Consider the following 11,651-nt stretch of genomic DNA (forward strand, 5'->3'; position numbering starts at 1 on the left):
GGGGCCTCCGCTAGCTAGCGTACTGAGCCTGCAACTGGAATGGTGAAGTGTTATGCCATTCCAATCCGCACGGCAACAGAGCCTTGTGCAACGAGTCGCATCATGTTACTCACACATAATTTCATCCACATATGACTTGATCCATGCATGAACTTATCCCGCTGGTTCTATTTTTCCAGGCTTTGCGCCGTGCCTTGATAACGGTAACCTGCACCGTGCACTGTGCGGATCAATACCGGATGAACCGGATCCCGTTCAATGGTCTTGCGAAGCTTGGAAATATGCTGGTCGAGCGTACGGCTCTGTGGCAAATGGTCATATCCCCAAACCGCATCAAATAACATATCTCTGGTGACTACCCGGCTCTTATGTTGATACAGATAGCGCAGGATATTAACCTCGCGCAGTGACAGCTCAAGGCGCGTCTCTCCACGAGTCGCACACAACTCATTGGGAAACACCATCAGATCGCCAAACGGGAAGCCTGCGTCTTCGGCGGATTCAGGTATTTTTCGTAGACAACGGCGGACAATAGTCTTGATTCGGGCGCGCATTTCATGGATACCGAAGGGCTTACTGATATAGTCGTCAGCACCCAACTCTAACCCGATCACCCGGTCAATCTCCTCATCCCTAGCGGACAGAAAGATAATGGGGATTTGCCAGTCATGTTTGCGGATCTCCCTGCACACCTTATAGCCATCAAGCTCCGGCATCATGATATCAAGAATGATAAAATCCGGCTGCTGTTGGCGGTATAGCGCCAGTGCCTGCACACCATTTTCTGCTGCGATGGGGCGGTACCCCTCATGGGCCAATACTTCCATAAGGCCATTACGAATATGGGCATTGTCTTCGGCAATTAATATTTTCATGTGAACTGCTCCTTGTCTGTGGCCGCATCTTGCTTAATCGTCATAGGCAGTTTTAGGGTAAAACAGCTACCCGCCGGACTACTGGTGACGGAAATTTCGCCCTGCAAACTGGCGGCTAATTGGCTGGCGATGGTTAAACCAATACCGGTGCCGGAAACACCTTCTGTGATATGGCTCTTCACTCGATAAAAGGGCTGGAAGATCGCCTTTAACTCTTTTGCGGCGATGCCGCTGCCATAGTCCCGTACGTGGATCAACACCCGGTCATCAACCTGTTCACCAATCAGCTTCACACGTTTTCCTTGTGGGGCGTATTTTTCGGCATTACTGAGAAAATTACTGATAATCTGCGTTAAGCGATCGACATCGGTCGTGAGGTAAATATCGGTATTAATGATCAGCACCAGCTCCATATCTTTGGTGGAAAAAGCGGGAATGAAAGTGTGATAAATTTTGTTCAGCGATGGGCTCAGTGCCACCGTTTGTAGATCGAGTTTTGGCGTATTGGTAAAGCTGAGGATGTTCTGAATCAGGCGTGAGAGCCGCCGGCTTTCATTGAGGATCACCTCCAGATAGCGCTGCTCTGCGGAGGGGAGAACGCCCTGCTCTGGTTGCAACTCCTGCAACATCTCTGCGTACAGGGTGATATTAGTCAGTGGCGTTTTTAGTTCGTGGGATACCTGACCGACGAAGCTCACTTGCTGTTGGGCAAGCCGTAACTGGCGGTTATATTCTCGATACAGGTATAGCATGACCAGCCCAACTGTCACCATCAGCAGTAATAACAGCAGCCCGCCCCATAAATAAAGGGGGGCGCCGTTCACCGCCTTGGCGTAATAGTCTATCTGCCAGGCACCCAGCGGATAAGGCAGGCGTTGGGAATTCAAGGGGGCCTGTTGGGTCAACAGCTCTTCATTGCCGCTTTGATAGAGCAAGCGCCCATCATCTAGCACTTGCAGTGTGTTCGGTGCAGAGTCAAATGTCATGGTGTTAATCACATCAGACAGCAATTTGACGTAGGGGATTTTAAAACCGATCAGTTGATTATCCCGCGCCTGCCAATATATCAACAGTGGGTCGCTGAGTTCGCGACTGAGGTACCAGCCTGAGGTTGGCCGTGTCTGTTCGTCGGTATAGTGGTGGCTGTAGAGCAGACTCGGGTCTTGAATGATGGGGGTGATAGCCAGTATCCAGGCTTTCTCTTTCTCGGTCAGTGCTGCTTGAGTATTGGGGTACAAGAGCTGGTTTTTCTTCAATACGAATAGGGCGTCAATACTACTCTCTTGCGCGATCAGGGCGTTTAGCGACGCGTTATCTAACTGAATATAAGAAACAAGCGAACCCAGACGCACGGCATTCTGGTTTAGCAGGTCCAAAATAAATGTACTGACCTGTGTGGTATGACTCTGTGCCAGACGTTGGTTTTGATAATGACGCAGCAGTGTTTCATGGGTGAGGCTGCGATAGCCGAAGTAGGCGATAGCCGCGCAGATTAAGAACGTGATAGAGGTAAAAAGAAACAGGCTTTTTGACGGCTTCATGCCATATCCCATGTAAACGCTGAGCCAGCGTACTGACTCAGCATAAATGAACTTTTACTCAGACTGCTGACAAACCCCGATGACGTGATCTTGAACGGTGAGGATAGGCAGAGGAGTAAAGCGTCCGCGCCAAGGATGGCGCGGCTCGAGCCTACATGGATGTATTTACGGCGTCTTTACGATCTGCCTGTTCTCTCCGTCGCGGGCACTTTATCAATAACCTCTTTTATTTTTACTTTTATTTTTACTTCTGCTGCTGTTTGACGTTGTAGTTCTGTTCTTTCAGCTCTTTACGGTAAGTGGCGGCATCTTTACTGTCAATGTCATCCGCTAATTTACGCTGTTTATTCGTACTCTCTCGCACTTTTTTCTCTGCAACCGGGCTGGAGAACGACATGCTGTCCAGTTTTGAGGCATTGGACTCTAGCACTTTCTTCGCTTCATCTTTGCGCCCCGCGTCGATCAATTTAATGGCTTCATCATTGGCCAGCGCTGTTTTTTGAATCTCTGATTCCGCTAATACTTCTTCTTGTACAGCATCGTTGACCTTTTCTACGGATTGGCTGTAGCTGACGGTCACTCGTTCATTAATCTGATCTTGCTTTTTACTGCTGAGATTCAGGTAGCTGATACTGACATCGGCCAGATCTTTTTGCTGTTTGTCAGTACCTTTTTCCGGAATAACCTCCAGTAGAATGTATTTTTCCTGATTAGAGTAAAGCTGATTCAGTTTCACATTCACTGTATTGCCGAGGATATCGCCATCGCGCCCCAGTAGTCGTACCGGCTTCACCTTATCGCCAGTCTTAATCTGAACAACGATATCTTGTGCGACGACGGACATCACATCTTGGAATTCTTTGGTGAACGCCTTTTCCAGATCCGCCGAGTTAGCGACAAAGGTGTGGTTACCATCGCTATAACCCGCAATGGCGGTCATCAGATCCTCGTTATAATCCTGGCCCAGCCCGATAGTGGTGATGGCAATCCCTTTTTTAGCCGCCATGCGAGCCAGATCGGAAAGCTCGCTGATTGAGGTAGGGCCAGTATTCGCCTGACCATCAGAGATAAGGATGATGCGATTCACCTGCTCACGGTTCAGGTGTTTATCCACTTGACCAATACCCATACTGACACCAGCAAACAAGGCGGTCATTCCCCTTGGGTGAATGTGCTGTTGAATGCTGGCAATCAGTGCTGGTTTATTAGTGACTTTCGTGGCAGGAATGATCACTTCGGCGTGGTTATCGTAGGCAACCACCGATAGTGTATCGGTAGGGTTAAGCATATTAACGGCTAAAATCGCCGCTTCTCTGGCCTTCTCAATGCGCTCGCCGCTCATCGACGTAGAACGATCAATGACCAGCGCCAGATTGATTGGGCTGCGACGCGTACTGTCGAGATTAAAACCGATAAGAGAAATTTTCAGGTAATTTTTATCTTCGCTATTAACCAGCATGACTGGCGCAGCAAGCTCTGATTTGACATTGACCACTTGTGTTGCTGCCTTTGCTACCCCAAACAGCGAGAATAGGAATAATAGCAATAATATGGCCGTCTGCTTTATTCGAACTGCCTGTTTTATTAGCATGTCTGTTTTTATTAAAATGGTTGGTTTTAGTAACACGATAGCACCTCTGTGCAAGACTCGGGAGTAGTGCCACGATTATTCATCTTATCATGCGCTAAGTTGTCTGTTTGCTGTATAAAGTTGTCAAAATTTTGTAAAACAGCTAATTATCGTCACGAATGCTGTGCTGAATAGCCGGTAGTTTAGTCAGAGGAATGAGTGATCATCTCGGAATTTGGGGGTAAAATAAAGGAAAAATAAATTCCCAAGCGGGGAGAAAGAAGGAAAAGAGGAATTTAATTATTTATTCTATAAAATCAATGTATTACTATTTACTTTACCCGTTTATAGATATCTTCTGGTTATTTATCCCTAAACTTATAAGTGTGTTGGTTTATTACTCTGTCACATAAATAAATAAAGAATTATTTGCTATTTTTTGAGGTTAGTCACATTTGGCATTTGGATATTTATCACAAATAAAAGTAATAAATAGATTAATTACATTTTTATATTGAGATATATCACATTTAATTTCTTAATATAATTATTCAATATTACAATAATTATAATAATATCAATAAGTTGATTTTGTAAGCATGATGGTTGATTCTTCGAAATCATTAATGCTAGTACAATACACTTTTAAGGGTAAAGTTTTCTAAAAAAACCGACAACAAGTAGCATCAATAGTAAGAAATTATCAAGATAATAGTATTAAATTTCCTTACAAGTCGAACCAGTGAGGAAAAGTACATGGACTACAATTTTGATGAAGTCATCGATAGAAGTAATACAGCATGTGAAAAGTGGGATGCTCATTATTTAAATGCTCGATTTGGTATGACTGATTTAACGCCTATGTGGGTTGCAGATATGGATTTTAGGTCTCCGGAATCAGTGATTAGTGCGCTTTCCGAAAGAGTTAACCACGGTATTTATGGCTATACTTTCAGACCTGATAGTTTTTTAAATGCCATTGCACAGTGGGTTAAAAAAAGACATCAATGGTTAATTAAGCCTGAGTGGATCTCTCATAGTCCTGGCGTTGTTCCTGGATTAGCAATGGCTATTCGTGGGTTAACAAAACCGGGAGATAAAGTACTCATTCAATCCCCTGTTTATCATCACTTCGCCAATGTTATTACACGAAATGATCGTGAAGTCGTCGCGAGTGAATTACGCTATGATAGCGAAAAATATGATATAGATTTTGCACATTTTGAAGCGTGTATCGCCACTGGCGTAAAACTATTTATCCTTTGCAATCCTCATAACCCAGTGGGAAGAGTATGGACACGGGATGAACTGACGACCATGGGTAATATATGCTTACGGCATAACGTGATTGTCATCGCAGATGAAATACATTGTGATATTGTTTTAAAAGGAAATAAATTCACTCCTTTTGCTTCTATCTCACCTGATTTTGAAAATAATTCAATTACCTGCATGGCACCCAGTAAAACCTTCAATCTTTTAGGTACGCAGACTTCAGCTATCATTATCCCTAACCAAGAATTACGTAATAAATATGAAACCGAATTAAATAGCCTGGCATTAGGAAATCCTAATCCCTTTGGCGTGATAGCATTGGAAACAGCATATAAAGAAGGTGAGGAGTGGTTAGAGAGCTTGCTTAGTTACTTACAACATAATTTAGACTTTGCTGTGGACTTCTTTAAAAAATATATACCGAAGATCAAATTGGTTAAGCCTGAGGGAACGTATCTACTCTGGTTGGATTGCCGTGGGCTAGGGTTGAGTCCGTATGAATTGGAGCAATTCATACTAACAAAAGCAAAATTAGCCTTAAACGAAGGCCACATCTTTGGCGAAAGTGGTGAAAACTTCATGAGGATGAATATTGGTTGTCCAAAATCAGTACTCACCAGTGCATTAATACAACTAAAATACGCGGTAGATGATTTAAACTAGAATAGCGTATAGGTTATTTTGCAGGGGATAAAATGAACAGTGAAAAAAAAGAACATCTTAATGCAGTATCAAGAAAATTAAGAACGATCATGGGACGTGATAATATTGATGCTGTCATTGTGACAACGTGTGATAACTTTTATCATATTACCGGTATTTTCAGCTTTTTTATGTATACCTTTCGGAATACGGGCACGGCTATCGCCGTTGTCTTCCGTGATGTGAAAATTCCATCGCTAATCATTATGAATGAATTTGAAGCAGCCAGCTTAACGTTGGATATGCCAAATGCTGAATTAAAGACCTTTCCTGTTTGGGTAGATGTAGATGATCCGTTTAACATGCGCGATCCTGCAAATAATAATAAAGAGAGGCCGATAGGTTCTCCTATTGAGAGTGTATGTAATATACTCAAAGACGCATTGAACGATGCCAGGGTACTTAATAAAAAAATAGCAATAGACCTCAATATAATGTCAAACGGTGGTAAACGGGTTATTGATGCCGTTATGCCTAATGTTGATTTTGTCGACTCAAGCTCTATATTCAACGAGCTAAGAGTGATAAAAAGCCCTTGGGAAATTAAAAGACTCAGAAAAAGCGCAGAAATTACTGAATATGGGATCACTGAAGCATCAAAGCTAATCCGGGTAGGATGCACATCAGCTGAACTCACTGCCGCATATAAGGCCGCAGTAATGAGCAAATCTGAAACTCATTTTTCAAGGTTCCATCTTATCTCTGTTGGAGCTGATTTTTCACCCAAAATCATACCAAGCAATACGAAAGCCTGTTCAGGCGATTTAATTAAATTTGATTGCGGCGTCGATGTTGATGGTTATGGTGCTGATATTGCCAGGACCTTTGTTGTTGGGGAACCTCCCGAGATCACCCGTAAAATATACCAAATAATAAGAACCGGGCATGAACATATGCTGAGTATGGTTGCGCCTGGCGTAAAAATGAAAGATGTATTTGATTCAACGATGGACGTCATCAAAAAGTCCGGGTTACCCAATTATAATAGAGGGCATCTTGGGCATGGTAATGGTGTATTTTTGGGATTAGAAGAGAGTCCCTTCGTTAGCACTCATGCTACAGAATCGTTCACTTCAGGTATGGTGCTAAGCTTAGAAACACCTTACTACGGCTATAATTTGGGTTCGATTATGATTGAAGATATGATTTTAATAAATAAAAATGGTGTTGAGTTTTTAAGTAAGTTACCCAGGGATTTAGTTTCTTTTAATTAAAAACTGTATTCTATACCTTAAATAGTTCGAGTTGCAGCGGCCTCGCATAGGCGAGGCCCATGGATGGGCCAGGTAACAAATATAGCCAACGCACATGCAGCTTGAAGTATGACGGGTATATGCTACGCAGTAGGAGTTAACTATGAAATGGTATCATTCTCTCGTGTTGCTACCTGTATTATCATTAACTGTTGGTATTTTCTTTGTTAACAAAGTAGAGCCTTTTATATTAGGTATGCCATTCCTTATGTTCTGGATCGTGATTTGGTTAGTTCTGACCGCGGTGATTATGGCCATAATCTCGAAATTGGATTCAAAAATCAGTAAGGAGGAAGTATGAATGCGCCATTAATCATAATATGTACATTCTTCCTGTTTAGTATTTATCTTGCCATTCGCTCTAAAAAAGGCAAGAAGATGGACCATGAAGGGTGGACCACCGGTGGCCGTAGCTACGGCGCTTTATTAGTATTTCTACTGAGTGCTGGGGAGATATACACAACATTTACATTTTTGGGGGGCAGTGGTTGGGCATATGGAAAAGGCCCAGCAATATTATATACGCTCACCGTCAATGCCTTTATGGGGATATCACTTTATTGGCTTCATCCTATTATTTGGAAGTATGCAAAAGATAATAATGTTCGGTCTATTTCAGACTTTTTCGCACTGAAATATAAAAGTTCATCATTAGGTATGCTAATTAGCATATTCTCTATAGCAGCAATGGTTCCGCTTTTCATTTTACAATTAAAAGGACTTGGGATCATTGTATCACAAGCATCTTATGGCTCTATATCGTCCAACATGGCAATATGGATTGGCGTGATTTCAGTCTCTATTTTTGTGATGATTTCTGGAATTCATGGCTCTGCCTGGACATCCGTATTAAAAGATTTCATGATCTTATTTGTGGTTGTTTTTATTGGTATTTATATTCCAATTCACTACTATGGTAGTATCGGCAACATGTTTCAATCTATTGAAACAGTTAATCCTGGGTATCTTGTCTTCCCGAAAGAAGGACTTAACATACCTTGGTATATCTCTACCGTATTCCTATCCGTAGCCGCTTATTTCTGTTGGCCACACTATATGACGGCTGTATTTACAGCCAAAAATGAAACCTCATTAAAGCGTAATAGCATTCTGATCCCGGCTTACAGTCTGGTCATGCTCTTTGCCTTTTTTGTCGGTTTTGCGGCAATCTTAAATGTCCCTGACTTAACAGGGCCAGATGTTGACCTGGCTTTATTTGAAATATCAAAATCAACCTTCTCAAGTTATATTGTTGGGTTTATTGGTGCGGCAGGTATGCTGACAGCACTGGTACCGGGTTCTATGTTATTACTGGCGACGGCAAATATGCTGGCCGGTGTCGTCCAAAAGATTTTCCGCCTGGATGTGGAGAAAAATAAATCGGGAAATCTTTCTCGCTATATGGTGCCTGTTGTTGCCTTGGTCTCTTTGTATTTTATCTTTAATGGCAATGATACGCTGGTCGCTATAATGCTACTTGGCGTCAATATAATTGCTCAGTTCTTTCCAGCGCTTATATTTAGCTTTTGCAAAAAGAATCCAATCACTACTGCGGGTGCTTTTTCGGGGATTATGGTCGGTGTCATTATTTTGGCGGTCACCTATGTCTATCATATCTCAATAGCAGATATTTTCCCGTTCATTACTAATGGTTTTGAGTATATGAATATAGGGGTTGTCGCCTTTGCTATGAACTTTATCGTTACTTTCTTAATCTCATATTTAACAAGAAGCTATTATAAAGAAGTCACTGTTTAATAACCAATAGGCCATTTCCAAACTGGACGTGGCCGTCTTAATCTGAGTGATAAAGAGTTATGGGAAAAACAATTGTTATCGTCGGTGGCGTTGCCGGTGGTGCCAGTGCAGCTGCTCGCCTGCGCCGTTTAAATGAATATGATAATATTATTATTCTAGAAAGAGGGGAGTATATCTCTTTTGCCAACTGTGGCCTGCCTTATTATATTGGTGGCGTTATTACAGAAAGAGATAAGCTTTTAATCCAGACACCAGAGACAATGAAGGATAGATTTAATATTGATGTCAGAACTGAAAATGAAGTCATAGATATAAACAGTGCGAGTAAAACCATTACTGTGATTAATCATAAGATGGGTAAGGAAGAATTTATAAAATATGACATATTAATTCTATCGCCTGGTGCTCGTCCTTTTATTCCAGATATTGCCGGTCTGTCAGTAAACGGTCCTGTATTCACCCTGCGTAATATGTCAGATACAGATAATATTAAAGAGTATCTAATTTCCTCTACACCTGAAGCTGTCACTATTATTGGTGGTGGTTTTATCGGATTGGAAATGGCGGAAAATCTGGTGAGTAGTGGGCTAAACGTCACTATTATTGAATTATCAAACCAAATTCTTTCGCCACTTGATTATGAAATGGCTGCGATTGTCGAAAAGCATTTAAAAGACAATGACATTGATGTGATAAAAAATGACGCAGTGGTTCAATTCGATGAATCTGCACATCAAATACATTTGAAATCAGGGAAAATTATTACCACCGACATGGTCATTCTGGCGATAGGTGTCGAACCTGAAAATGACTTGGCAAAGAAAGCTCATCTGGATTTAGGGATCAGAGGGAGCATCTTGGTTAATGAGAAATTACAGACGAGTGTAGCGGATATTTATGCTATCGGTGATGCTATCCAGGTTGTCGATTATATCAATGGTCAGGCAACGTATATTCCACTGGCCTGGCCGGCTAACCGGCAAGGCAGATTATTGGCTGATATTATTAATGGCCGTGATGTGCGCTATCACGGAACATTAGGCACTGCGATTGCCAAAATATTTGACCTTTGTGCCGCCTGTACGGGTAACAACGAACGTCTGTTAAAGCGCTTGGCTATTCCTTATCAAGTTGTTCATATTCATGGGATGTCACATGCGAGTTATTATCCTGGCGCTCATCAGATTTCATTGAAATTATTATTCTCGCCAGAGAACGGGCGTATTCTTGGCGCGCAGGTTGTCGGTCAGGGGGGCACAGATAAACGGATTGATGTGTTGGCGACCGCGATCAAAGGCAAGCTAACTATCTATGATCTTCCCGACTTAGAACTTGCTTATGCTCCACCTTATTCATCAGCAAAAGATCCGGTCAATATGCTGGGTTATATTGCGGAAAATATGTCGAATGGCGATGTCATAACTAAGCAATGGCATGAAGTAGATGCGTTTATTGCTGATGGAGGGATTATTATTGATGTACGAGATGAGGCGGAGTTTATCTCCGGCAGTATAAAAACTGCGGTAAATATTCCTCTACCTGGATTGCGTCAAAAATTGGCATTAATACCCCAAGATAAAAAGATACTGGTGAATTGCCAGGTTGGGCTAAGAGGGTACATTGCCGCAAGGATCCTGTCTCAATATGGCTATACCGTGGCTAATTTAGATGGGGGATATTTGACCTTTAATTATGCTAATGCTTGATTTTTATTTTGTATCAAAAGGGCATCTATACCCAAAATAATTCGAGTAGCAGGAAGGCGGCAAGGGCAGTTAACACCCCTGCAGCTTGAAGGTCGATGGGTATAAAATACCTCATGATGAAACAAAAAATAAATGAGGAAAGCCAGTGATGGTAAGTTTTTTAGTTTTATTGAAATAGAGTTATTACAACAATAAAAGGTCACGGATGACCTATCACGATGAAGGCCATCGACCTCATCGTGATGACCAAGTTACTACTCCCGTTCTAACGCCCTAATGGGGTCCATCTCCGCCGCTCTTTTCGCTGGGAAGAAACCCCAAATTACCTCAATCAGGCTGGAGCAAACATAAAGGAGATAATAGACCAGAAAGACAAGCAGCAAAACGGCACCCTTGAGCGCCGTTTTTCATCGGTATCGATACGAGGGCTATTACTTGATACGGCCTATTTCTTGATACGAATAATAGGTGTTTCGCCCACAGTCACGCTACCAGAAAGCTTAATCAGTTCTTTAATCTCATCCATGTTAGAGATAACAACTGGTGTCAATGTAGACTTGGCTTTTTCTTCTAGCAGGGCCAAATTGAACTCGATCACCACGTCACCTTTCTTGACGCGTTGCCCTTCTTCAGCGATACGTGTAAAACCTTCGCCTTTCAGTTCAACAGTATCAATACCGAAGTGGACGAACAGCTCAATGCCGCTATCTGACTCGATAGAAAAAGCATGGTTAGTCTCGAAAATTTTACCGATGGTGCCGTCAACTGGAGCAACCATTTTATTGCCAGAGGGCTTGATAGCAATACCATCGCCCACGATCTTCTCTGCAAAAACAACATCAGGAACATCTTCAATGTTGACGATCTCACCAGACAGCGGTGCAACTATTTCAATAACACTGCTGTCTTTTTTATCATCTGAAACCAGTGATTTCAGTTTATCGAACAAACCCATGATCTTCTCCTAAGTA

9 protein-coding genes are annotated in these 11,651 nt (G+C 42.3%); 5 read left to right on the top strand and 4 right to left on the bottom strand.

What is annotated here, in order from left to right; all coding sequences use genetic code 11:
* Window positions 1-167 precede the first annotated feature (167 nt).
* The 3 genes from AC971_RS11975 to AC971_RS11985 form a co-directional block, all read right to left on the bottom strand.
* Window positions 168-875, bottom strand: a complete 708-nt coding sequence (locus AC971_RS11975; RefSeq protein ID WP_025384436.1) for a response regulator transcription factor — start codon at window positions 873-875, stop codon at window positions 168-170.
* Window positions 872-2,416 carry a sensor histidine kinase gene (locus AC971_RS11980; protein ID WP_025384435.1) on the bottom strand — a complete coding sequence of 515 codons (1,545 nt, stop codon included), beginning with the start codon at window positions 2,414-2,416 and terminating at the stop codon, window positions 872-874. Before AC971_RS11980 ends, AC971_RS11975 begins: the two co-directional genes overlap by 4 nt.
* A 244-nt stretch (window positions 2,417-2,660) precedes the next feature.
* On the bottom strand, window positions 2,661-4,043 hold the full coding sequence (locus AC971_RS11985) for a vWA domain-containing protein (protein ID WP_025384434.1): 1,383 nt from the start codon (window positions 4,041-4,043) through the stop codon (window positions 2,661-2,663).
* Window positions 4,044-4,742: 699 nt separating this feature from the next.
* Between AC971_RS11985 and AC971_RS11990 the strand changes: the two genes are divergently transcribed.
* From AC971_RS11990 to AC971_RS12010, 5 genes are all read left to right on the top strand, one after another.
* Window positions 4,743-5,924, top strand: coding sequence for a MalY/PatB family protein (locus tag AC971_RS11990; RefSeq protein WP_025384433.1), 1,182 nt, complete (start codon window positions 4,743-4,745; stop codon window positions 5,922-5,924).
* Between the two features lie 32 nt (window positions 5,925-5,956).
* Window positions 5,957-7,177, top strand: a complete 1,221-nt coding sequence (locus tag AC971_RS11995; RefSeq protein WP_025384432.1) for a M24 family metallopeptidase — start codon at window positions 5,957-5,959, stop codon at window positions 7,175-7,177.
* A 142-nt stretch (window positions 7,178-7,319) separates the two neighbouring features.
* Window positions 7,320-7,517 (top strand): DUF3311 domain-containing protein, encoded by a 198-nt coding sequence (locus AC971_RS12000; protein ID WP_025384431.1) that lies wholly within the window; start codon window positions 7,320-7,322, stop codon window positions 7,515-7,517.
* The gene (locus tag AC971_RS12005; RefSeq protein ID WP_025384430.1) at window positions 7,514-8,974 is read left to right on the top strand and encodes a sodium:solute symporter family protein; all 1,461 of its coding nucleotides are present in this window, start codon (window positions 7,514-7,516) and stop codon (window positions 8,972-8,974) included. Before AC971_RS12000 ends, AC971_RS12005 begins: the two co-directional genes overlap by 4 nt.
* A 59-nt stretch (window positions 8,975-9,033) precedes the next feature.
* A complete protein-coding gene (locus AC971_RS12010) occupies window positions 9,034-10,680 on the top strand; it encodes a CoA-disulfide reductase (RefSeq protein ID WP_025384429.1) in 1,647 nt (548 codons plus the stop codon).
* A 445-nt stretch (window positions 10,681-11,125) separates the two neighbouring features.
* Here AC971_RS12010 and crr read toward each other — a convergent pair whose 3' ends face one another.
* Window positions 11,126-11,635, bottom strand: coding sequence for a PTS glucose transporter subunit IIA (crr, locus tag AC971_RS12015; RefSeq protein ID WP_002208491.1), 510 nt, complete (start codon window positions 11,633-11,635; stop codon window positions 11,126-11,128).
* Window positions 11,636-11,651 lie beyond the last annotated feature (16 nt).

This window comes from Yersinia similis (genome assembly GCF_001053095.1).
GTDB lineage: Bacteria > Pseudomonadota > Gammaproteobacteria > Enterobacterales > Enterobacteriaceae > Yersinia > Yersinia similis.

Bases quoted from the DNA above. Each gene is read 5' to 3' on its own strand.
- AC971_RS11975 (WP_025384436.1), bottom strand. From the start codon at position 875: ATGAAAATATTAATTGCCGAAGACAATGCCCATATTCGTAATGGCCTT.
- AC971_RS11995 (WP_025384432.1), top strand. From the start codon at position 5,957: ATGAACAGTGAAAAAAAAGAACATCTTAATGCAGTATCAAGAAAATTA.
- AC971_RS12000 (WP_025384431.1), top strand. From the start codon at position 7,320: ATGAAATGGTATCATTCTCTCGTGTTGCTACCTGTATTATCATTAACT.
- AC971_RS11980 (WP_025384435.1), bottom strand. From the start codon at position 2,416: ATGAAGCCGTCAAAAAGCCTGTTTCTTTTTACCTCTATCACGTTCTTA.
- AC971_RS11990 (WP_025384433.1), top strand. From the start codon at position 4,743: ATGGACTACAATTTTGATGAAGTCATCGATAGAAGTAATACAGCATGT.
- AC971_RS12005 (WP_025384430.1), top strand. From the start codon at position 7,514: ATGAATGCGCCATTAATCATAATATGTACATTCTTCCTGTTTAGTATT.
- AC971_RS12010 (WP_025384429.1), top strand. From the start codon at position 9,034: ATGGGAAAAACAATTGTTATCGTCGGTGGCGTTGCCGGTGGTGCCAGT.
- crr (WP_002208491.1), bottom strand. From the start codon at position 11,635: ATGGGTTTGTTCGATAAACTGAAATCACTGGTTTCAGATGATAAAAAA.